At 60.1% G+C, this 22,727-nt stretch carries 19 protein-coding genes and 1 tRNA gene; 6 read left to right on the top strand and 14 right to left on the bottom strand.

What is annotated here, in order from left to right:
• Positions 1–29: 29 nt before the first annotated feature.
• Together mobF and B0G83_RS21160 are read right to left on the bottom strand one after the other, a co-directional pair.
• The gene (mobF, locus tag B0G83_RS21165) at positions 30–3,200 is read right to left on the bottom strand and encodes a MobF family relaxase (RefSeq protein WP_105509365.1); all 3,171 of its coding nucleotides are present in this window, start codon (positions 3,198–3,200) and stop codon (positions 30–32) included.
• Between the two features lie 81 nt (positions 3,201–3,281).
• Positions 3,282–4,346 (bottom strand): site-specific integrase, encoded by a 1,065-nt coding sequence (locus B0G83_RS21160; RefSeq protein WP_105509364.1) that lies wholly within the window; start codon positions 4,344–4,346, stop codon positions 3,282–3,284.
• A 467-nt stretch (positions 4,347–4,813) separates the two neighbouring features.
• On the opposite strand from B0G83_RS21160, the gene B0G83_RS21155 reads away from it, so the two are divergent.
• The gene (locus B0G83_RS21155) at positions 4,814–5,212 is read left to right on the top strand and encodes an AlpA family transcriptional regulator (RefSeq protein WP_105509363.1); all 399 of its coding nucleotides are present in this window, start codon (positions 4,814–4,816) and stop codon (positions 5,210–5,212) included.
• 61 nt (positions 5,213–5,273) lie between these two features.
• Here the strand turns inward: B0G83_RS21155 and B0G83_RS21150 are convergent, their stop codons facing one another.
• On the bottom strand, positions 5,274–5,987 hold the full coding sequence (locus tag B0G83_RS21150; RefSeq protein WP_105509362.1) for a hypothetical protein: 714 nt from the start codon (positions 5,985–5,987) through the stop codon (positions 5,274–5,276).
• A 214-nt stretch (positions 5,988–6,201) separates the two neighbouring features.
• Between B0G83_RS21150 and B0G83_RS21145 the strand changes: the two genes are divergently transcribed.
• Entirely contained in the window at positions 6,202–8,079 is a 1,878-nt protein-coding gene (locus B0G83_RS21145) for a type IV secretion system DNA-binding domain-containing protein (protein WP_258168037.1), read from the top strand.
• 67 nt (positions 8,080–8,146) lie between these two features.
• Positions 8,147–8,476, top strand: a complete 330-nt coding sequence (locus B0G83_RS38230; protein ID WP_146120271.1) for a hypothetical protein — start codon at positions 8,147–8,149, stop codon at positions 8,474–8,476.
• Between the two features lie 77 nt (positions 8,477–8,553).
• Here B0G83_RS38230 and B0G83_RS21140 read toward each other — a convergent pair whose 3' ends face one another.
• From B0G83_RS21140 to B0G83_RS21125, 4 genes are all read right to left on the bottom strand, one after another.
• Positions 8,554–8,940: a hypothetical protein gene (locus B0G83_RS21140; protein ID WP_105509360.1), complete on the bottom strand. Its 387-nt coding sequence runs from the start codon at positions 8,938–8,940 to the stop codon at positions 8,554–8,556.
• A 70-nt stretch (positions 8,941–9,010) separates the two neighbouring features.
• Positions 9,011–9,640 (bottom strand): hypothetical protein, encoded by a 630-nt coding sequence (locus B0G83_RS21135; RefSeq protein WP_105509359.1) that lies wholly within the window; start codon positions 9,638–9,640, stop codon positions 9,011–9,013.
• A 72-nt stretch (positions 9,641–9,712) separates the two neighbouring features.
• A complete protein-coding gene (locus B0G83_RS21130; RefSeq protein WP_105509358.1) occupies positions 9,713–10,045 on the bottom strand; it encodes a hypothetical protein in 333 nt (110 codons plus the stop codon).
• A gap of 10 nt (positions 10,046–10,055) precedes the next feature.
• Positions 10,056–11,180: a CAP domain-containing protein gene (locus B0G83_RS21125; protein WP_146120270.1), complete on the bottom strand. Its 1,125-nt coding sequence runs from the start codon at positions 11,178–11,180 to the stop codon at positions 10,056–10,058.
• Between the two features lie 181 nt (positions 11,181–11,361).
• Between B0G83_RS21125 and B0G83_RS21115 the strand changes: the two genes are divergently transcribed.
• Positions 11,362–11,817, top strand: a complete 456-nt coding sequence (locus B0G83_RS21115) for a helix-turn-helix domain-containing protein (protein WP_105509355.1) — start codon at positions 11,362–11,364, stop codon at positions 11,815–11,817.
• Positions 11,818–12,149: 332 nt separating this feature from the next.
• A complete protein-coding gene (locus tag B0G83_RS21110; RefSeq protein WP_105509354.1) occupies positions 12,150–13,193 on the top strand; it encodes a helix-turn-helix domain-containing protein in 1,044 nt (347 codons plus the stop codon).
• A gap of 190 nt (positions 13,194–13,383) precedes the next feature.
• On the opposite strand, the gene B0G83_RS21105 is transcribed toward B0G83_RS21110, so the two are convergent.
• Genes B0G83_RS21105 through B0G83_RS21095 form a run of 3 tightly spaced genes read right to left on the bottom strand, consistent with a single transcriptional unit; the run spans position 13,384 to position 15,777 of the window.
• Positions 13,384–14,466, bottom strand: coding sequence for a type VI immunity family protein (locus B0G83_RS21105; RefSeq protein ID WP_105509549.1), 1,083 nt, complete (start codon positions 14,464–14,466; stop codon positions 13,384–13,386).
• A gap of 34 nt (positions 14,467–14,500) precedes the next feature.
• Positions 14,501–15,241, bottom strand: a complete 741-nt coding sequence (locus B0G83_RS21100) for a VRR-NUC domain-containing protein (RefSeq protein WP_105509353.1) — start codon at positions 15,239–15,241, stop codon at positions 14,501–14,503.
• Positions 15,238–15,777: a PAAR domain-containing protein gene (locus B0G83_RS21095; protein ID WP_105509352.1), complete on the bottom strand. Its 540-nt coding sequence runs from the start codon at positions 15,775–15,777 to the stop codon at positions 15,238–15,240. The genes B0G83_RS21100 and B0G83_RS21095 overlap by 4 nt, the downstream gene beginning before the upstream one ends.
• 531 nt (positions 15,778–16,308) lie before the next feature.
• Between B0G83_RS21095 and B0G83_RS21090 the strand changes: the two genes are divergently transcribed.
• Positions 16,309–17,109, top strand: a complete 801-nt coding sequence (locus tag B0G83_RS21090) for a 3D domain-containing protein (protein ID WP_181156996.1) — start codon at positions 16,309–16,311, stop codon at positions 17,107–17,109.
• 516 nt (positions 17,110–17,625) lie between these two features.
• On the opposite strand, the gene B0G83_RS21080 is transcribed toward B0G83_RS21090, so the two are convergent.
• The 4 genes from B0G83_RS21080 to B0G83_RS21065 form a co-directional block, all read right to left on the bottom strand.
• Positions 17,626–19,266 carry an AAA family ATPase gene (locus B0G83_RS21080; protein WP_181156994.1) on the bottom strand — a complete coding sequence of 547 codons (1,641 nt, stop codon included), beginning with the start codon at positions 19,264–19,266 and terminating at the stop codon, positions 17,626–17,628.
• A gap of 57 nt (positions 19,267–19,323) precedes the next feature.
• Entirely contained in the window at positions 19,324–20,676 is a 1,353-nt protein-coding gene (locus B0G83_RS21075; RefSeq protein ID WP_105509349.1) for a site-specific integrase, read from the bottom strand.
• Between the two features lie 85 nt (positions 20,677–20,761).
• Positions 20,762–20,838, bottom strand: a tRNA-Met gene (locus tag B0G83_RS21070).
• An 85-nt stretch (positions 20,839–20,923) separates the two neighbouring features.
• The gene (locus tag B0G83_RS21065; RefSeq protein ID WP_105509348.1) at positions 20,924–22,582 is read right to left on the bottom strand and encodes an MFS transporter; all 1,659 of its coding nucleotides are present in this window, start codon (positions 22,580–22,582) and stop codon (positions 20,924–20,926) included.
• Positions 22,583–22,727: the final 145 nt, after the last annotated feature.

Below are 22,727 nucleotides of genomic sequence, written 5' to 3'. Positions count from 1 at the left end.
CGATTCCCTGCTTTTTTCCTCGCGGCCATTCAACGCTGGGGGCCGTCGAGTTCCCAGCCGTGATCGCGCTCGACTGCTGCCACGTCCGACGAAGCGTTCGGACGCGGGGCGATGGCGGGACATTCAATTGGCGGCGGGGCTCTCCGCTGCGCAGACGACGAAGCGCGGGGCGGCCGAGACGCCGAGCCAGAAAGAATCGATGCGCCCTTGCGGGGTTCGCGGCTCGTTTGGTGCGGAGTTGGCGGCAAAGTCCCGCGCGCGCGGGCCGCGCGTTCGGCCGCTGCCGGGCGCGACGCGGCCGACGCCCTCGGGCCATGCGCTCGCTCGCGCCCGCCAACTGGCGGCCGGTCCATGCCTAGGTCCTGAGCGTAGTCGAGGGTTGTGCCCTTCGCGCGACTGCGGGACATGCGTCCCGCGAGCGCCTCGATCACAGCCTCGCGCGACGCGGCCTTGTCGGCTCCCGAACGATGCGACTCGGGGTCGGTCAGCCCCAAAGCTGAGGCGGCGACGAACAATGTGGTCGAAAAGCGCGAACGGCTTGCCGCGACGTAAGTCCATTCGCGGTCAGTCATGTTCGGATTGGCCAGCGCGTAGGTGGCGTCAAACGTCCGCCCCTGCGCCTTGTGGTTGGTCAAGCAATAGGCGAGGTCAAAGCAGGCGAACCCAACCGGCGCGCGGACTTGTCTCTTGTCTTGCTCATTGGGACCATCCAATTCGACCAGAAGTTGCGGCCCGTCTTCGCCGCGCTCGATGGACGCGATCGTTCCAGCCGAGCCGTTGGCGACGCCAATATCGCGGTCATTCTTTAGGAAAACCAGGCGATCGCCGGGCGCGAAGCGCTTCGTTTCGGTCGCCCCGTCGCGTTGCTTGATTTCGACGTCGAGGCCCAGATCGTCGCGCACGGCGCCTGACGCGACAAGCCGCTCGCGCGCAAGACGGTTCAACTCGGCGACTTCCGCGCGCGTGCCGGCGAGCATGGCCTTTTGAACAAGAGGCGTTTTGTCTGACAGCCACTCGCCGACGAGCCGCGCCCAAGCCTCTTCGGGCGACACGGCAATGCGCAAGCGGCCCTTCGAATCCAGAAGATCCAAAGCGGCGCGGGCCTCTCCCTCGGCGAACAAGCGGACCGCTTCGCGCAGCCATTCGTGATCGAACCTTGACTTCCATTTGGCGAAGGCGCGGGCGAGTTTTTCGTCTTTGGAGCACAAACTCTCTGCGGCCACCATGCGAGCCTCCTCGGGAACTTCGCGGAGGGCCTGGGCTTTTTCGCGCGAAATTCCGAGCCCTGCCCGAGCCCGACAGTCGAGCCAGTCCATCAGTGGGCCGAAGTCCGTCCGTTGGCGCTGGATGTCCGAAAGCTCAGCCTTCCCATGCGCGCGCATGAGCGAGGCAAATATGCCGCCGGCTTCAATCGGCTGCAATTGTTTTGGATCGCCGACGCAGACAAGCTTCGCGCCCGCGTTCAGAGCGGCCTCTTGCAGGAGCGAAAACTCGCGAGAGCCGACCATTCCGGCCTCGTCGAGCAACACCACGGAGCGCTCGCCGAATTTCACGCGGCCCGAGCGCAGGGCAAGCAAAAAGCTGGCGATCGTGCGCGAGCGCGCGCCGGTCTCGCGCCCGAGGTTTTGCGAAGCTGCCGCCGATTGGCAGCAACCCAAGACTTCGAAGCCGGCGGCGGCATAGGCGCGAGTGGCCGCCCGCAGCAGGGTTGTTTTCCCCGTGCCGGCCCAGCCCTCGATAAACGCGTGCCGTCCGCTTTCGCAAGCCAGATACAGCGCGGCGTCGCGTTGCTGAGCCAATGAAACAGGAACGCCGAGCTTTGCGCGCAGCTCCGCTTCAAGCGCGTCGAACTCCTTTTCCACCAAGCGCCGATCAATCGAATGCTGGCGGCTGGTCGAGCCGTCGCGCACGCGGGCGTCAATGGCAGATTCCAATGCTTGCCTTTCCTTGGATGTGAACACCTCAGTCATTTGCTCAGTGGCCCCCAATCGCACGATTTGATCGCAAGCCATGAAGCGGTCGAGCTCGCGCAAGCAGTCGGCAGCTGACGCTTGGCCCATGGCGCGAGCGCAGATCGCCGCGAGCGCTTCTTGCTCTGTCGCGCAGGATTGGGAGAGCATGAGCTCGTCGAGGAGCTCGGCGTGGTTCACAGTGAAGGCCGCGTCGGAGTCTGCTTGCGTTGGCCGATCTTCGGATGCGTGAGCGGGAATATCTTCGGGGCTAGTTGGAAATGCTTTCGCCACGGCAAGATCGCGCATGCGCATTACGGCGGTGGCGTCCAAGCCAAGGGCGGCTGTTTGCGCCTTGAATCTCTTCAAAAGCTCTGGCAATGGCGGCTCCGCCTTCGAGGAGCGAGTGTTCAAGGCTGCGATTTCTCGCGCGGCGGAGTCCGACGCCTCCGCGACGCCCTGCTGTTTCAGATAGCGATCAATTTCCTTGCTTCGCGTCGACAGGGCGTCGCGCTGCTGCTCCGATATGCCGACAATATGGAAATAAGGCCCGTCTTGCCGGATGCGGAATCCCATGCCGCGAAGCCGCCAAGCCAACTCGGCTCGGAAAAGCGCTCCGGTCGCGAGCTTGCGCTCAAATTGCGGGCGGAACTCCAACGCGCTCCATTCATCTACCCCCTGTCGCTTCCCCACGTTCAGCACGAATGCATGCAAATGGATTTGCGGATCGAGCGACCTGCTGGCGAAATGAGTGTATGCGGCGGCAAGCGTCGCCTCGGCGACTCGCTTGACGCGACCGCCATGCTCGTGGCGCGTGAGAACGGCCGTGGCTGCAAAGCCAAGCGCCGCCCGAGCGGCGCCATGCAGGCAATCGACAAGTTCCGTTTGCGTGCGCGAGTCGGCGGCGGCGAACACGGCGGAGAAATCTTTCGGGGCCGAGAACGTCATGTCGAGCCCCATGACGTGCGATTCGCCCGCTCCCGTCACAAGCGGCTCGCCGGTCAGGGGATGCATGCCGCGAGCCAGCCGCTCGACTTGCTCCGCCAGCGCCTCGCCGCGCAGCCCCAACAACGGCGCGGCCTCGCCGATCCAAAACGGTGGCGGGGCGCCAAGCTCTCGGTTGCCTGCGACATATTCAGCGAAGTCGCTTCGCTCTCGCGTTGAGGGGGTGCCCAGATAAAACAAGTAGTCGCCGCCACGCGCGCTTCTGGCTTGATTTTTAGCCGAATTGATCTTCGTGATCGATAGCATCGTTGCTGGTCAAGTTCAATAGTAGTGCTAACAAACACGGGATCTTCTCGACCCCGTGTTTTTGGCTTGCAACCGATCCGGTCAGTCCATCCGGTCCGCGAGCTCTTCGCCGCGCAGATTTGCGTATCGGTTCAGCATAGCGAGAGAGCCGTGCCCGACGATTCGCATGATTTCGTATGTGGACAGCTTTCGCTTGTGGAGGACCATGCGCGAAATTGCTTCGTGTCGAAGATCATGGAAGCGAAGATTCCGGATTCCAGCCTCCTTGGCAAAACGCGCAAACATCGTCGAAACGGTATGCGGCTGGCTGAGAAGCCAAAGGACTCGCTTGGAACTCGACGACCGACGCGCGTTGAGGACTTTCAATTGCCGCAGAGCCCTGCGGGAGAGCGGCACGAATCGCTCGCACTTGCTCTTCGTGTGCGCGGCGGGGATATTCCACACGCGACGCTCCAAGTCGAACTCGTCCCATTCGGCCAAAACCAGCTCTTGGAGCCGCGCTCCCGTTTCGAGGGCGAGACGCACGAGCGCGACATAGTGCGGCCTGGCGTCCGTTTTCAACTGGCGCAACCGCGAATACAACGCGGCTTGCTCTTTGCTCTCGAGCCGCCTGTCTCTCTTGTTTTGCCAACCGCGCGGCAGCGAGCGTTCTGAGAACGGGAATGACGGATGGGGCAGATCGAGCTGATCCGCGCGAGCCCGGATCGCTTGGCGAACGATGGCCAAATGATGCACGATCGTTTCATAGGTGAAGGGCCGTCCGCGCATGGAGCGTTTTTCACGCAACCTGCGGATGTATTCTTTGATCCATCGGCGCGTGATGTCTCCGATCGTGGCGGCCCCGACGTTTCTGAGAACGGTGGGGCCGCTGCCCTTGTGACGCCGCGCGGCTTCCGGCGAAGAAAGAAAGTCGCCGATGATTTTCGCGAGGCTCTCGTTCTCGAACGAGGGCGCGGTCCTTGCCGGCTTCGGCAGAACTGCCACTAGCTGCTTGCGCAGCAGCGCTTCGACCTTCACACCGAAGCGCTCGGCGTGCGCTTTTTGTTCGAAGGTTCTGACGATTGTCGGCGCGCCTTGCCTGCGAACGGTGCATTGCCAAGTGGAGGGTGCCCCGTTTTTGCGAGGGCGTTCGTTGATGCTTGCCATGCTGGTCTCCTTGCGGTTGGATTGAGGTCCTGCATCTATAAAGGCCGGAGAGATTGCCAAAAGGCACGTCCAAAACCTTCACGCTGCAAGGCGGCCGATCAGCGGGAAATGCAGCGCTGCGACCGCCCGCACTCTCTCTCGCAAAGAGCCTCGTTGCGCAAGGGGGCTGCGTGAGCTCATTCCCCCGGTGGCAATAGGTATGAAACCGGAATCAGAAGACCGATTGCCGAAAAATTGGTATTTGTGGCCTATTTTGTAGTAAAAATGAGAATTTTATTTTGTAATTTCTTACATATCGAAAAAAATTGCCTGTGGTTTCTCGCCGCTTTATCGTCGTTTTGCAGCGCGCCGGGGCAATATTCCCGACGAGCGGTAGCGAATGGTGGGGGCTTTAATGGGCTTGGACCTCTTCTTTGGGGCCTATATCAATAGGAGCATCGACCAACCAACGACCCGGGAGATTCAAAATGGAAGAGCAAAATAACCAGACCGCCGCTGCAACCCCAAGCGCGATCGTCCCGGCGGAAGAGTTGGAGCGCGCCTCGCGCGCCTTGGCTGAAAAATACAAAATTGATTCTGCGTTCGTTCGGGTGGGCGTGCTGTCTCGCATACTTGGTTTGGCCGCGCCGACTATTTACGCGGCGATGAAGACCGGCCGATTTCCGATCCCACACCGGAAGGTGGGCTCGACGCCTCTGGTGAAACTTGATGACCTCGCACGATGGTATTGCGCCGAAGATTTGTCGCGCGCGCCGTCGTCTGCCCGCCCGGATGGCGAAGCCCACAAGCCAGGCGTCATCGATGAAATCGCAAAAGCAAAGCTCGTCAAAACGGTCTTGCGCGAACTCCGAGGTGAGCGCGAGTGAGTCGAAAAAAACCCGCCAGCTTGTGGCGGGTTTTTTGATGGCCTCGACCCGACGCGCAGGTTCATGAGCGACGAGGACGCTGGCAACCGTGTTTGGCCCTGGTGATTTCGTTCTCGAGATGCATGGGACTTTGCGCCGCAGGCTTCGGCCGACTGCGGGCGGGCTCTGGCCGCGAGCCCGGCGTAGGGCCGAAAATGCGCTCAATTCGCCGCATGGCCCGCTGCCGGGCCGCCTTATATTCAGCATGACTGAGCGTATGCCGTTGCCGTATTTCTTGCGCAGTCAATCCGTGAATGATGCCGTTGAATACCAGCTTGCAAGCCAAGTCGCCGGCCATCGATGCGCGCTCTTTGTCGACTGCTATCGCTCGTTCTCGAAATCGCTCCGCTGCGGCGAGCGCTTCTTCTTGCGAAGGCGAAGCGCTGTTGGATTCGCCTATGGCCTCCGCCAGATCCTCTAGTGAGCAGTAGCGCTCGCGTCTTGCCTTCATGTCATGGCGACTGTGGCTCGCGATGCTCTTCATGCACATGGCAAGAGCGATTGGGAACGCGACGGTCAGTCGCCACGCCCGGCGCCCGCTGGCCATGCGCTCGATCGCCTCGTTAATCAAATCAAAGGTTTCGCTGAACTCGGTGCCACCAAGAAGCCATCGTCCCGTTTTGTTCAGCTCCCTCCAATCGTCGTCTGTCAATGCCGCATACGCTGCGTAGATTTCTGTTGAAGTTGCGTTGCCCAGTGCTTGCGGCGCCACCTGTAACGTTTGTTTTTTTGCCATTGTTTGTCTGCTCTTGTTGTTGATAAAGCGGACGCGGAGCAAATCTTTGTCCGCCGCTTATTCTTCATACCAATAGGCCGACCAATTCCCTGCAAAACACGCACAAGTGGGCATTGCTGACAAACGGTCATGAGTGCTCCGCTCGTCAGATGGTCAGAAAAATCGATGCGGTGGCCGGCCTTACGGATTGGAAAGTCCTTTTGAGGCGGGGAGCATGGAAGAGCGCAACACGGCAAGGAGCCCTTCAACGAAGAGTGTCGACTGGCGCGGATGGTTGGCGTCAAGCGCTATCTTTGGCGTAGCAACTGGCATTGCGACCATTGCTGCGGTGTGGCGGCCGTTGCCTCTGATGGGCGCGCCAATCGGGACTCTTTCCGACCATGCGGCTGTTTTGGCCGAAAGCGCGGTTCATCTGATCGTCCCTTCGCTCTTTCGCTCGGCTTGGCCAACCTACGCAGGCTTCTGGGAGCATCTCGATTCTGCCGATAGGGCCGCGATCGTTGCCCGCGCATCCACTGCCGTGCTTGCGGCAGCGGCTCCTGCCGTCTTGTCGGCGCGATCGCGCCTGACGCCCAGAGACGGGCTCATTCGGTTGCGCGGTCCGCAGAGGCTCGAAGGAGAGGACGCGAGCCGCGCGCTGCGCAAACGCTTTGCCAAACAGGTTCGTCGTCGGCCCGACCACGATCTTGGGCCTGGCATTCCATTCCCCGGCGACATGTGGACTCGGCACGTCCTGATTGTCGGCGGCGTCGGCTCCGGCAAGACGACCTTCATAAAGCCGTTGCTGCGCTCGGTCTCGGCGGCAAAAGAGCAGATGTTGGTTTTTGATCCCAAGGGCGAGTTCACCGCCGAGCTCGGCGGCGCGGACATTCTGGCGCCATGGGACGCAAGAAGCCTCGTGTGGGACATCGCCGCCGACATGAAGAACACGCAGCTCATGAGGCGATTCGCGGCAGCCATCGTCGCCGACAGCGCAGACCCAATGTGGGCCAACGCCGCGCGGCAACTGCTCTGTGGCCTGTTGCTCTTCCTGCGCAAGACGAAGGGCGTCAAGTGGGGCTGGCGAGAGCTCGCGGACCTTGTCGGTCTGCCGCAGCCTGATTTGTTGGCGATCATGCGCGCGCACCACCCCGAAGCCGTGCGCGTTGTCGAGCGCGCATCGGTCACGACCCAAGGCGTGTTGATCAATCTTTCGGCCTTTTGCTCCCCAATCCTCGACCTTGCCGACGCGTGGGGCGATGCGCCCCGCGAGCGCCGCATTGGTTTTCGGCGCTGGATTCAAGGTCGGTCAAGCCGCCGTCAGATCATCTTGCAAGGGCATGGGGCATACGAGGATTTAACCCAGAAATACGTCGCGGCGATCATAGGCCTGATTTCGGCGATCGTGAGCAGCGTGGAAATGGCGGACGATCCCGATCGAAAAATCTGGATCGTGGCCGACGAGCTGCCGGAAATGGGCAAGGTCCCCATTCGGCAGTTGTTTTCAGTCGGCCGTTCTCGCGGCGTTCGATGCATTGTCGCTTGCCAAGATTTCGCGCAGCTTGAACAAATTCATGGCGAGCAGACGGTTCGAGCGCTGAAGTCGATGTGCGGAACGCTGATCGTTGGCCAAATGGCGCCTGGCGACACGGCTGAAAAAATCTGCAAAACGATTGGCTCCCGCGAGCATGAGCGCATGAACGTTTCCACGTCGACGTCCGCCAGCGGCGAATCGCGCGGCCTGTCTTTTTCGCGTGAAACCGTTCCGCTTTATTCGCCCAACGAGCTGGCGTCGCGGCTCGGGCCTACAACGAACGGCAAGGGCGTGACGCTTCTCGTGTTCACTGGCGGCGACGCGCACGAACTTTTCTACCCGTTCGCCGTTTCGAAGAAGGCCCGCGAAGCTCATGTGCCCGCCCGTTGGACGCTCGGGCCTCCCATGGTCGATCCCACCCGGGCAGGTCCGCAGGGCGACGCGGCCGTTGCGCGCGGAGGGGACGCCCTTGGCGGCGCAAACATCGAGGCGGAAGCGTCGAGCGATGTCGAGATGCCGCCGCCATCCGACACAAGCTACATGCAAGAACTCGAAAGGCTAGCTGCCGAGACGCGTTGAACGCAGCACAACACCGCCGCGCAGCGGCGGCAACAACCACGTTTATCAACCATGCCTGAGGAGGATCATGAACAACATTGGACAAGCGGAAGAGGCGAAAGGCGAGCCATTGCGCCAAACTCCAACCAGCGAAGGCGAACAGTCGTCGCGCGCGGCTGGCCATTCACGACAAGGCTTGGGCGGCGCGAGTCGCGCTTCGCGCATCCCTCCCGATGACCGCACCGATGAGGAGAAGGAGGAGGACGAGCGCGCCGAAGAGCAGTATTGGCAAGATCGGCTGAAGGAAGGCTACGAAGCAGCCCGAGACAGCGTAGCCAGCGACGATAGTTGCAGTCGGTTGAGTTGGGGACTCAAACTATGGCGGAGGTTGGCGCTCCGATGGCGAGCATTGCGCTGAGCGACTGTCGCAAAAAAGGCCGCGAGTGCGGCCTAACGCGGACATTTCGCCCGCAGGGAGACGGATAGCCGAGATCCTCAGGCGTCGCCGTTTGGCGTCGCAAACAGATGGCCAAGGCGACGGGCCAGGATGAACCAGCCGACTGCCGCGTTCAAAATGACCTCGAGCAGCCAGCCATGAAAAAAACCTGATGACGTCGGCCCCTCGAAGATCCCGGGCAAGAAGAAGCCGAACATGCACAGCGCGGCGCCAAGCAGAAGCCATCCGAAATCGACGGCACGCTGGGCGCTTCGCGCGAAGATCAGCATAGGCATATACAGAATGATCGCGAAGCCAGCCAGAATGTCCAACAGTGGAATTGACATCACGAGAACAAAAATGAAAAAGAACAACGCGCTTCCAATGTTTTTGCCGCGTTGCATCTGAGTTTCGACGCTTGCAATCTTAGACTTTTGCGCTTGCATAGTGAGAGCTTCCTTGAAAAAGCGCCGACGCCCGCAAACTGCGCGGCGCCGGCGAAGGGGGCTTAAAGTGTCATTGGGGCTTTGAGAACTTGATCAGCTCGACATGGGTGCTGGTCGGCGCAAAATTGCTTTCTTGATCGGAGAAATCCAATTTGACAATGCGGCCAACCGATGGCGCATACCAATCTGTCTCGCGCGTTCGGCCATCTCTTTGCCGGATGTCAGTCGCGCTCCAAGACACAACTTGCTCAACGCGAAAAGCGTCGAAAGCGCCGGCGGCGGTCTCGATGCGTTCAACGCCGACGACTGTGGTGTGCCGTTCGCCGACGGCCTTCCAGCTCCCTGACCGATAAGCATATGACGAACTCCACGAATCTCCGACACGCAGCGGAAAGCGCAGTTTGCCGTCGCTCGGCTCGTAGCTCGCGGCCCCCAACTTTACGATGTTGCTGTTGGCGTCCAGAATCGTCGCGCCTCCGTTCACGATCGCACGGCCGTCTTCGACTCGCGCGACCGTCTGCGTGTAGGTCGAGTTTTTCGAAGGCTCAAGGTCGTTCTTGTATTGAAACGTCCATGCCTCGCCAGCTGTGAAAACTGGCGCGTCGGCTTGCGTGGAAGGAACCTGCGCCGCGACAGGCGCGGGCAGGCTGGCGGCGGATACAGCGAGGGCGGCGGAGGCCGCGAAGATTGAGAGGTCCATGGTGGATGTCGAGTCGTGTCGCCTTGCTATGTGAGTCAGGGTGCGGCTGCTGGTTGAAAAAGCGCGGACTGGTCAGTTGCCCGCGCTGGCCGCGAGCCAGCCGTCAGAGCCTTTGAGCATGCGAACGCGCGCGCTCCCGCCATTGATTTCCAAATCGCACAAGAAGGCTTTGCCGCCGTCGGATTTGCACCCGATGAGCTTCGAAGACTCGACCGCTTTTTTCTGTTCCGCGATTTGCTCGTCAACGAAAGAGCCTTTCCCGCCGATTAACCGCAGTTGCTGTTCGGACTGTTTTTCAATTGCCGTGCGAACGTCCGACTCGCTGGGCGAGCCACCGCATGCCGCCAGCAAAGCTGAGGCGCTGAGCGCCGCGACCAGCGCCGCGCGTTGAACCGAATTTTTCATGGGGCGCTCCTCAGTTGAGAATGGTCGGGATAGTCGTGCGGCCAGGGATGATTTGCTTGTTGGCTGCTGTCGAGGGCGTGCCCGTCGTAAACGACCAACTGACCGAGAACGCCGTCGCCTGCGGGATGCTCGTGTTCGTCAGCGAGCCCGTCACCGCGACCTTGTAAACCGTGTTGTTGGCCAGCGGCGAATTCGGCACGCACATTGCCAAACGGGTCGCCTCGGTGTTGTTCGTGTTGTCGGTTTCGATGCACGGCACCGCATTGCCCGCCGCGTCGGTGATCGTGAAGACGATGTTTGAGAAGGCGCCGTTTCCTGCCGCGCTCAGCGTCACCGGGTAGCCAACCGTGGTGCCTTCGAGCGAGCCGTTGTTGTAGGCCGCCACCGGGTTCGGCGATTCGTTTGCGACCCACGACGGCTTGACGTTCGTCTGGCCGTTATACGGATAGGCCACGAGGATGTTGTCCGGCGTGTTCTGCACGTAGTCCGTGAAGTCGCCGACCAGCGTCGAGAACTTCGCCGAGTCCGTGTTTGTCGGGCCTTGACCGAAGCCCACGTTTGTCGTGTCGAACAAGAAAATCGCACGGTGGAACGGGGCGTCGAACAGCCCGTCGACGGCTTGGGTCGACGAGGTGAACGCCCCGCCGATGCCAGCGGCGATTTCGCCGACTGAGTTCGTCGATTGGCTCATCACGTAGTGAGCGGCTGTCACGCGATCCGACGGAGCGTAGCCCGTGTAGCCCGGCAGGCCCGACGTTTCGTAGTGGCCGACATAGTTGTTGTCATACATGTAAAGCGCGTGGTTCGCTGCGGCCGTCGTCACGTCCGTGATCGGCGAGCCCGAGGAATTGGTGGCCGACGGATTGAACGCCTTGAGGCCGAGTTGCAGCCGCATGCTGTTCGCATACGCGATCGAGTCGGCAATCACGTTGCCCGTTGGCGTGAACGCACCGGCCGATGGACCGGCGGGCGCCAGCAATGCAATCGCCGCAGTGGGCGGAGGCGTTGTGGCGCCCGTGCCGTTCGCGCTCGTCGACGAGGAGGAATTGCCACTGCCACCGCCGCCGCAGGCGGCAAGCGCGGCGAGCGCAAGGGATGAAATGGCGAATGCTGCGGTTTTGTTTGGTTTGTTCATGGTTGGCCCCGATGCGGGCGACAGCTCGGGCGAAGCCCTGCGCGGTTGCCCACTGTTGTTCGTTAAGTCGATAAGTTGATGCATTGCGTCGTGATAATAACTCCAGACGTCAATTCGACACGCTTCGACACGTCGAAAATGATGTCTGGCGTCGTTTTTTTGTGACGCGAGGAGATCACAGATGAAGGGCGACGAATCGACGGGCGACACCGATCTCGCAAAGCGAATCGGCGCCGCAATCGCCCATTTCAGGAAAGCGGCGGGCTACACGCAGGTTCGCGTTGCAGACGCGCTGGGGCTTGAAAAAGAGACTGTTTCGCGCATCGAAAACGGAGTCATTGCGCCAACGATCTTTCGGCTTGCGCAGTTTGCGCACCTTTTTCAGTGCCCCATAAGCGCGCTGTTCGGCGAATACCGAGGCAAGCCAATGGAGGACGCGGGGGAGATCGTTGAGGCTCTCAGCGGGCTTCCGCCTGAGGACCGGCGCGCGATCCTGCGCATCGTCGGCGACGTGTCTGCCATGGCGCGCGACAGGGCGGCGCTGCGCGAAAAAGCGATTCAGCTTGAGCGCGAGGTTCTCGAAAAAGCCATCCCAATGGAGCGAAGCCTGCCTCAGCGGCGTAAGCTTCGGCCTTGAAAAGCTGAAACCAGAGGCGGACGGCGCGAAAAATCTCAAACGGAGGCTTTTCCCCACGGCCGCGCCGCTGACGTCGGCGCATTGCGCCAACGGCCCGCTGCCTGCGGGACTTTCCATTCTCGCCATGCCAACCCCGTTTCAAGTCTAATTTCGGCCCGCATTAATTGCGGCGCTCGGCATGGGCGAATCATCCAGCAGCGCTTTTTTCTCCGCCGCTCAAATTGTTCGACTTTTCTTGTCGTTTCGTCCGAGCAGGCGTTTTTATGGCTTGGCTTAATAGAAAAGAAAGGGATCGAGAATAAGATTCGTCAAAACATCGACGGGTCCGGGGAATGCCGAAGCCACTCAAATTTGATAGCTCATTGTTGAAACCGAAAGACGGTGAGGAGATTTGGCGGGGCGCGTTGGCTCCCATTTATGAAATCCAGCGGGCGGGCGAATTCAGGGCGAAGATTGAAACGTGGGACCTAGGCGGCAGCATGCTGCTCACCTCGCATTCCGCCAAGGACGAGGTCCAGTTTCAGCGAACGCGGCGGCGAATTGCCACATCGGGAGTCGACCACTATCTTGTGCATTGCTTGCTGGGTGGGGAGCTCGTATCTGAATTCGCCTCAGGGCAACAAAACGTGCCTTTGCGGTCCGTCGCGGTTCGGGACATGGCGGTGGAGAACATCGGTTTCGCTCGCGACGCGCCGATGCTGACGCTCAGCATCCCGCGCGCGGCGCTCGACAGAAGAATGCCGGAGGGTTCCCGCCTGCACGGGGCATCGTTTGATGCGCGCGATCCGATTGGCGCCTTGGTGTCGTCGCACATTTGCGCTCTCGCGCAAACGCTGACCGCCATGACGGAAGATGAATCGCGAACGGCGGCGGACGCGACATTAGGCCTTCTGGCCGCGTGCCTGCTGCCGAAAGTGGAGCGGGCTGCGTCCCGAGATGACCCGCGATTGGCGCCAATGCTTCGCGCGCAGGCCATGAGCCTGATCGAACGGCGGCTTGGCGAGTCCGACTTTGACGCCGAGGCGCTTAGGCGGGAGCTCAAAATGTCCCGGACTGCCCTATATGGCCTGTTTGCGGAGAACGGGGGCGTGGCCAGGCAGATTCGGGCGCGGCGCTTGGACGAGGCGATGCGGCGGCTCGCGGACCCGCGCCACGCCCGGCAAAGAATTGCCGAGATCGCGTTCGCGGTCGGCTTTTCAAGCGAGCCGACATTCAACCGCGCGTTTCGCGAGCGGTTCGGCTGCTCCCCCGGCGAAGCGCGGGCGGATGTTGATGCTCGCAGCGCAAAGCCGGCTGCGGCGCAGCAACCGGCTGGCCAGCCCACGAACGAAATCGCCGCGAAATACCAAGCTGCGATCAGGGGGGTGAGCGGCTAGGCATTTCGATTCGTTCGGGCGTTGAACCGAGGCCGCGCGTGCAACAAGGCGATTTTCCAGGATTGCGGGCGATGAAGCGTCGCCCGCAATCCTTTGCCATTTTCCGCAGAACTCACGCGTCAAGGGTGCGCTTCGCCGAGCGCGTGCGCTCGCCCTTGACTCAGCAAGCGCGATGGAGCGGCGAGGCGAATCAGAGCGGATTTGGCAATGCGTTGGCGGCCGTGAGCTGCGGCGTGTCGAGCAGCGCGGCCTTGGCGGCGAGCAGCCGGTTTTCGTCCGTTTCGAAGCGGCGGAGCCACGCAGCCGTCGACGCCTTCGTGTTGTAGACCGGCGCGTCGCCGTTGACTGTGCCGCGCTGCAAGATCTCCATCTCGCTCGCGCGGATCGGCCGCAGCGCCGCGTCGAGGACGACATACGCAGGCGGCAAGACTGGGGGCTTGTCTTCGCTCTCGGACAGCCCGCCGTCAGGCAGAACGCCAGCCCGTATGACCACGCCAGCCCCGTAGTCGCCGAAGGAGAACCAAGCGGGCGGCAATTCGGAGCGCAGCTTGCTTACGCCGCCAACGCGATCGAGCATGTCCTTGCTGATGGCCGTGAGCCAGTCGACGCTCTTGATCTTGTCTTGCATGTCGCGCTCGGCGTTCGCCGGGGGCGAGCCGACATCGAGGCCGGGCATGAGCTGGCTGACCCAATACTCGGTCGACTCGTTCTCGGTCTGGTCGGTCGGCGAGAGATTGACGGCGAAGCCGGCGTGGCCTCGCACCGCTTTGAGCCGTTGGGCAAAGCGGAAGAACATGCCGGCGAACGCGTCAGGGTCTTCTTGTATCGCGACCATTGGGAATGAGAATTCGAGAACGTCGACGCCCCGAGTTCCCATCTTCTGCTCCCACCCGCGCATTCCGAAGATGTTGAAGCTCCAAAAGCCCGCGTCGCTGGCTCGCTCGCCGCTCACATAGTCGAAATCGAAGCGGTCGTTTTCTCCCAGCTTGGCGGCGAGCTCGCGCATTGGCTTCGCCTTCTTGAAAGCTTGCGCCGCCTTGGCGTTGTGCCAAAGGAAAGTCAGCTTGTCGCCGGCCGCGGCGCAGTAGTCGTCGAAGCACTGCGCGAGCGCCTCGCGGACCTCCGCGTCATAGGCCTTCTCGAAATACAGGCAGCCGCGAATGACGACCGCAGCGCCGATTCCCTCGTGGGAATGGCGCGGCTCCAACACGGCGTTGGGGATGAGGGCCTTCGACTGGTTCTCCCTGGCCCATTGCAAAAAGTTCTTGTCCATCATGTCTCGGTTGGCGGCAAGCGCTCAAAGGCTATCAGGGAATCGGCAGCGGCGGGAGAGGGGCGGGCGCGCCGCCAAACCCCGGCAGGCTGGGCGGCCGCGACGAAAACAGCGCTCGAAGCGAGCGGCCGAGCTGGGACATGGTGTCGGAGACGGCGGATTTCGCCGGATTCTCGTCGCCGTCGTCTTGGGAGCAATCGCAGTCGCCGGGGCCCATGACCGTCGCCTTGTCGGGCGATCCGGCGATGCGGCCGTCGGCGGCTTGCTGCTCCTTGTCGATCGTCTGCGGTGGAAACTTGACCTCCACCACGGAGCGCAGGTTGTCTTGCGTCGGCGGCAGCGCCGGGTTGTTCACGATCACCGCGTCGGGGCGCCGCACGGCGCCCGAACCGGCCGGGTAATCGGCGAGGCCGCCGGGCCAATACTTCTGAATCCATCCCGGCAAATAGCCGTGCGGCTCCAAAGGGCTGGCCGAGCGCATGATCGGCGCCGGCGGATCTTGCGACATGTCATAGTTGACTTCTGCCTTGTAGGGGCTTTGCCAGTTCATCGACTTGTCCAAGTCGCGCAGGTTGCGCGAGACGCACTGTTGCTTCAAGTCTGCGCCGTCCCTGCCCTCGTCCGGTTGGCGATTGCACACGCAGATGGCTTTGCACAGGACCTTCTTGTCCGCAGGGCTGAGGCCGGTCGCGTTCAGGCGGACGGACGTGGTCTGGCCCGAGCCGCCGGCCGTGCCGCCAGACCCTGAGCCGGTGTTGTAGGCGTCGCCGCTCATTCGTCGCCGGCTCCGCCTTTGACTTGGGTCGAGGGGGACGAGAACCGCAGCGAAGCGGGCTCGTCTGCTTCATGCCATTGAGTGTGGCCGGTCGCGTCGGTTGTGCCTGAAATCACGCTTCCGTCGGACGTGTGCAGCGTGTAGGGGTGGTTGGGGATTGGCTGGCCGGTGGACTCGTCGAGGACTTGGAATCGACCCCGGTATGGCCCTGGCGCGTCGCTCGCTGTCTGATGGCTTGCGATTGGCCCCGCCTGTCCGCCCGACCCACTGGTGGGCTGAGCAGTCGCGACCGACTGCGTGGCGATGAGCGTCGCGCCGCAAGCCGTTTTGTCGCCTTCGAAGGCGGGGCATTTCCCGCCCATGCTCATGCCTCGAGGCAGAATCTGGACGATCGGATAGACGCCGCCGCACTTCGGGCAGGACACCATGTCTCCCAGACGGGCAATCGGAACTCCGTCGACCTTGTGTTCGGGCGAACAGGAAAGGACTTTTCCGTTATGGGAGGTTGTGTCGCCTTCTCGAATAAACGCGCTCATGGAATATTCCGAATTCAGAAACGCCGCAACTTTACCTTAATTGTCTGACGAAAAACTAGAATTACAAGGTGCGTGGAAAAATGCCGCGATTTGTGGCGTTGAAATCGATCAAAGAAAATCACTCGCTTTGCAAAAAGCATTGGGTCGAAATATGCGGATTGGGTTGGCGTCGGGTATTATGTTTATGTCAGAAAACGACATGGCCCGAGCGTTCGGTGGCGGAGGTCTAAACCGCCAAGTTTGGCCGAGATCGATGCGTCTCCGATTTGCTTTCGGCCGCTCAACGCGTCTGGTGGGATCGGCTTCTCACTCGCGAAGACGGGGTGTCTCCCTTGACACATCGTTTCGTTCAACATATTGTGGGACTGCGTAAAAACGACCTGCCAGGTGAGGCGCTTGGCAAAAAATTTCCATCTCGGCATAGCGTTTTGTTCGCGTCGTTCATAAGAAGCATTTTGTTTTATTGCTTGGAAAGCGGACTTGCGACCATAACCAAACGTCAAAACAGTTGACGCGATGACGGAGAGAACAATGCATCGATTGCTGAGCATAGCCATTGCGATTTTCGCCATTGGCATGCCTTATTTGGCTGTCGCTGATCAGCCGAACGCCCTAAATCAGAAAAAGGATTTATTCGACTTTCCAGCGCCAGCCTCACAAGGAGAGATCAAACGACTTTATGCGACAAGATATTACGTTCATGCGGTAAAAATCGATAAAGAGCAATCTGCATCCTCCCTATATTCCAAAAGCGGAAAAACGCTTGGAATTTCGATATCTAATGAGGATTTTTGCTTTGGCGCACTCCAAGGCACTATCAGGGTGCAGGTGGATTCTGCAATCGAAATTTACAATGCAGACGGATTGGCGCCCGTTAAGTCGGCCGTGTGCTCTTACAAAAAACTTGGCTCGACTGTCAATGAGCAACTCGGGAGACAGGCCTGGGTAAAAGTTGCGGGCAACGCTGAATTCGGATTGGGCGTGCAAGGAAAACGCCTGATTCCATTTAGAACCATCGCGGTCGATACGAAATACACACCGATAGGAACAGTCTTTTTCATACCGAAATTGCGCGGTTGGCATTTTAACGATTCAGGTGTCGAGCGGGTTCACGATGGGTATGTAATTGCAGGAGATAAAGGTGGCGGAATCGTGGGGAAAACTCATATAGATTTTTTCACGGGAAACTATACTGGCGTGCCGCCAGATTTCGTCACGTCAGACCCAAGCGGATTGTTTGATGCCGAAATCGTCTCCGACAAAAATGTAAAAGATACCCTTCGAAATGACTCTCGGTATATTCCTGACGCCAAAAGTCAGGATGGGCCATAGGTGTCAAGGTTGCGTTGGCCGAGTCGATGAGCCAGCGTTCTAGGCCGTTGATCGCCGCCCGTTGTGGAGCGGGTTGGGGGCGCGACTTTGCCGCCCCCAGCCTTTTCTCATGTTCGGTCTGTCGCGCGTCAAGGATTCGCTCCGCTGGGCTGCGCCCGCCCTTGACCCGGCATGATCCCTCGATATCCGCGACCCCTTGGCGAAGTCAAAATAGGAGCGCGCCATGCATTGGCGCTCATAGAAAACAGGGAAAGCCATGGCGACGGCAAACACGGTTTATCACTATTGCGGGGCAGAGTCTTTTCTCAGCATTCTAAGGACTGGCTGCCTGTGGGTTTCAGACGCGAGAAAAACCAATTGTCGGCGAGAGCTCGAATGGTTCAAGGATCTCGCCCTCAAACACATTGCAAAATCGATGGCAAAAGGCGAGAAGATGATGAGCGACCTCGCCGAACCTACGAAGAGGCATCCAGATCAGCCAAATTGAAACAGGGGTTATCGGGCCAGCGCCAACATCTACGCCAACAGGCTCAATAGCGACCGTTTCAACGAGGAAAGATGCGCAAAATTGTCTACCGCGAGATGCTTGATCGCCGCGCGCAGCATTGTCTGTGGCGATGGGCAACCGGCTAGTTTCGATAGTGAAGCCAAGGCGCGCTTCCCCTCGAAAAGAGTCAATATTCCATCGACGTCGCGGCTGCTAATGGCTGCAACGCACCGCGTCTCCTCCTCAGAGATGATTGTGTCGAGGCCGCCCGCGTTAAACGCAGTGTGCGCCTTGTCGGCTTCGCTGGCCGCAGCGGCGGCTATGCTCGGTCGCAAATCGTCCACGGTCTGGATCGCCGCAAAATCCGTCTTTGCGAGCGACAGTCGCAGGTTGATATAGCTCCGTGCAAAAACTCGCTGTGCGACTACGTAGGGCAACCGGCCCTCGGCTAATCGAACAAGCTCGTCCAGCACTTGGCCCTCGGTGATGTCCGCCACGATGCCAAGCTTTGCCTGCAGAGTCTGCACTAGGGCAGGATGGCATAGCAGCGATTCCGCTTCGTGCGCGGGGAGCACGAGGACTCTATTGTTGTTTGCTGCATTTGTCGGCTTGTAATCGCGGTCGACGATGCCGCAGACGTTTATACCGGCCGAAAGCTGTTGCCAGATGCCCGAACGGGCCGCCGCGCTCATTACCTCGTTCGAGGCGCCGACCGGGATAACCTCCACGTCGTCTCGACCAAGGAGCCAGCGATATAGTGTCGCGTCAAAGGATTGCTCTTCTCCCTCGACAAAGATGCAATGTTTGGCCCTGACGATTCCCGGGATGGAGCCCAGGAAAGGACGTAGATCGACATCAGCGTGGGCCTTTGTCATGTCGATTTGGCCATGGCCGAGCGCAAATACGGCGTCAACGCCACTTCTCATAGCAAATGGCAGGCTATGTGTTGCATAGACGAAGATGTCGTCCGGGAATGCCTCTTCGAGGGAGACCCAAAGGCGCTCGGCCAGTGTAGGGTGAAGATTCAGCTCAGGTTCGTCGACAAAAAACACGGACCGCTCGTTGGTCAGTAGCGCAATTTCAGCCAGCAGGGTGAAAACCTGCCTCTCTCCCTCTGACATCTGCGACACAAGATACTCTGCGTCGCCTTTCTTGACATAGAGGTGGTTGTCGGGCCGGACGGAGATTTTCATCGCAGGGAAAACCTCTTGAAACAGCTCTGCGAGCCGTGTCATTGGAGGGGTCTCGCGACTTGGCGCGTCTCCTAGCCTGTCGGTCGATTGCCATTCGACCACACGGTCGGAGTGGGCCTGTTTCTGCTCCCGCTCGAGCGCTTCGAGCAGCACAAAAGTCCGGTTGATGCGGCTCGCCAACGTTGCGCGCCGCGTGTGGCGATATTGTTGTTGTGCCTGAGAGACGTTGGAATAAACCTGCATAGTGTTGGTGTCTAATCCCACGCTCCCATTGATCTGAACGGCTCGGCCTCCTTCAATGTGAACGGCCGTGCGCTCCGGCCCGAAAATGGCCTCGACGCTTTGGATTATTCGTTGTAGCAAGCGACTCTTTCCCGAACCATTCGCTCCAAGCAAGACGTTCACTCTCCGAAGAGTGCCTGAAAAAGCGGGTGTTCCGTTATTTGGGCTGGCGGCTATGTTGATTTCGTAGGTCAATGGGGGCGGCATTTTTTGGGTTCGCTTAGGTTTGGTTTGTCTGGCCGCGCGTTAATTTTAAAAGGAGAGCGGCAACTGAATGTCGAACAGGTCAATCGTTGCCTTTAATTCCGCAAGCGTCTTGTCATGTTGGTAATTGGTGAAATGCGGGCTGCTGAAATCGACCTTTGCTTGATCGTAATGGCCGACCAACGCCATGAGCATCGCCGGGTGGACATTCCGGGCGCTCATACGCGCGATGAACGTATGGCGGAAACTGTGAAAGACCTTCCTGTCGTCGGTGATGCTAAGGTCGTCAAGGTAGTCGCCGAAGCGCCTGGTGACATTTTTTCCGTAGCCGTTTTTGCCCGGTTTGAGCTCGGGGAACAGTTGCGTCGCCCCGCTGGCTTTAGTCTTTTCGACATATGCGAGGAAGCCGGATTCAACGATCGTTGCGTGAAGAGGAATGCGACGCAGAGAGTTCGAGTTCTTGGCTTTGACGAGTTCGAAAAACCAAATATCGCCGTCCCTTTGGATTTGCCACAAGGCAAGGCTCGCCAATTCTTCAAGCCGCGCGCCCGAATACAAGGCGAGGAATGGAAGCCAGCGGTATCCCGGTTTGTCCATTCGCGCGGGGTAGGTGTCCGGGGAGAAGATGGTTTTGAGGTCTTCGCCAGTAAACGGCTTATACGAGCGCTTCTGCTGTTCCAGCTTCGACTTCGAAGACACCTTGGCGTTTTCAAACGGATTCGGGCCGGGATGCTGGCCGTTTGTCATGGAGTAAGCAAACAGGTCGCGCAGGTAAGACAGCTTCGAATTGATCCGGCTCGCGCTCCCGCCCGCTTCGATAAGACGGTTTTTGTAGGCAACAGCATCGTCTAGCGAATAAGCGTCCATGGCCCGCGCGCCCGCCTTGGCGACAAAGTCGTCAAATGCCCCTTGCTTGGCCGCGATCGTTCTGGCCGTGTTGTCGAGCGCTTTTTCCCGCACGTAAAGCTTCACGACGTCCGCGAACAGTTTGCCGCGCTTCTTCGGCGCCGAATTTGCCTGTTGCGCGGCAATCGCCGCCATCGTTTGGGGAGTCAGTATCGGGAGATCGAGCGGGGCGGCCATCGCGGAGACGAAGCGGTCTCCGAAAAGCTCTTTCGCCCGCCGCACATCGTCGTCGGTGTTGATGTCCTTGACCTGCGTGCCGTCCGGAAAGATGACGTCCAGACGCTTCAACGCCTCGGCGTCGAGGTTGAAGTCTGCGGCTTTCGGCTTGTCGTCCGGCGTCTTCATGGCGAGTTCTAGATTGAACGCGAGCGCAAGAAGTTTAGCGTGCCGGAAGTCTTTCGTGCGGAGCGACCGTTTGACCTCCTGGCCGTTGTGAGCGAGCCGAAGGTAGTAGACACCGAAGCGGTTTTTGGTCAGATGGGGCAACTTGTGCATTGGGCGGATGGCTCACCAAGTGGCTCACCGCGCCGAAAACGAAAAAGCCCGCAACTCGTGAGAGTGCGGGCCTTCGCGTTGCATTTGGTGGCGAATCAGGGACTCGAACCCCGGACCTGCGGATTATGATTCCGTCGCTCTAACCAACTGAGCTAATTCGCCGAAAGAAGCGAGATTATGCTGACCGCGCCGGAGACTGTCAACCCCCGGCGCGCAACTTTTTCAAGTTGGCAGTCCATCACGCGTGTTAGTCCTGCGCGTAGATGTCCGAGTCCTTGGTCTCCTTCACGAACAGCATGCCGATCACGAAGGTGATCAGCGCGATCACGATCGGATACCACAGCCCCGAGTAAATGTTGCCCTTCGCCGCTACGATCGCGAACGCGGTTGCCGGCAGGAAGCCACCGAACCAGCCATTGCCGATGTGATACGGCAGCGACATCGACGTGTAACGGATTCGCGTCGGGAACATCTCCACCAGCATCGCCGCAATCGGCCCGTAGACCATCGTCACGTAGATCATCAGGATTGTCAGGATCACCACGGTCATCGGCCAGTTGATCTGCGATGGATCGGCCTTCGGCGGATAACCCGCGGTCTTCAGCGTGCCGGCGAGCGTTTTGTCGAACGCCTTGCCTTGCTCCTTGGCGTCGACCGCCTTGCCGTCATACGTGTTAACCACCGTATCGCCGACCTTGATCTCGGCCAGCGTGCCCGCCGGCGCCGCCACGTTCTCGTAGTTCAGACCGGCCTTCGACAAAGCGCTCTTGGCGATGTCGCACGAACTCGTGAACTTGGACGTCCCCACCGGATTGAACTGGAACGAGCACTCGTCCGGATTCGCGACCACGACGATCGGCGCGCGTGCGCTCGCGGCTTCGAGCGCCGGGTTGGTGAAGTGCGTCAGCGCCTTGAACAGCGGGAAGTAGGTGAGCGCCGCGATCAGCAGGCCCGCCATGATGATCGGCTTGCGGCCGATGCGGTCCGACAGTGAGCCGAAGAACAGGAAGAACGGCGAGCCGATCAACAGCGCGATCGCGATCATGATGTTGGCGCTGCTGCCGTCCACCTTGACCGTCTGCGTCAGGAAGAACAGCGAGTAGAACTGCCCCGTGTACCAGACCACGGCCTGGCCGGCGGTCAGCCCGACCAGCGCGAGGATCACGATCTTCAGGTTCTTCCACTGGGCGAACGACTCCGTCAGCGGTGCCTTGGAGGTCTTGCCCTCGGCCTTGATGCGCTCGAACACCGGCGATTCGTGCAGTTGCAGACGAATCCACACCGACACGCCCAGCAGGATGATCGACGCGACGAACGGCACGCGCCAGCCCCAGGCGCCGAACGCCTCTTCGCCGATCGCCGTGCGCACACCCAGAATCACGAGCAGCGACAGGAACAGGCCGAGCGTGGCGGTGGCCTGGATCCACGACGTGTAGAAGCCGCGGCGTCCCGGCGGCGCGTGTTCGGCCACGTAGGTGGCCGCGCCGCCGTACTCGCCGCCGAGCGCGAGGCCTTGCAGCATCCGCATCGCGATGAAGATCACCGGCGACGCGAAGCCGATCGACGCGTATCCCGGCAGGAAGCCCACCAGAAAGGTCGAGAAGCCCATGATCAGGATCGTGATCAGGAACGTGTATTTGCGTCCGACCATGTCGCCCAGCCGCCCGAACACGATCGCGCCGAACGGCCGCACCGCGAAACCCGCGGCGAAGCCGAGCAGCGTGAACACGAAGGCGGCGGTCGGATTGACGCCGGAGAAGAAGCTCTTGCTGATAAAGGCCGCGAGCGAGCCGGCCAGGAAGAAGTCGTACCACTCGAAAACCGTGCCTAGCGACGATGCGAAGATCACCCGCTTCTCATCGCGCGTCATCGGCACGTGCGAGATTTGCCCGCCAACGGTAGCCATATGTCGTCTCCAATCTTCAATATTGATATGTACGTGGCGCGTCCGTTACAGGGCGCCCGTGCTGGGATTATTGGAGTGGAAACTTACGGCGTACTGACGTGGAGGGGGTGGATCGCGATTCTCTGGGTGACGCGAAAATTCAGCC

The sequence above is a fragment of the Paraburkholderia sp. BL21I4N1 genome (assembly GCF_002973525.1).
GTDB lineage: Bacteria > Pseudomonadota > Gammaproteobacteria > Burkholderiales > Burkholderiaceae > Paraburkholderia.
This window is presented reverse-complemented; position numbering and strand designations above follow the sequence as displayed.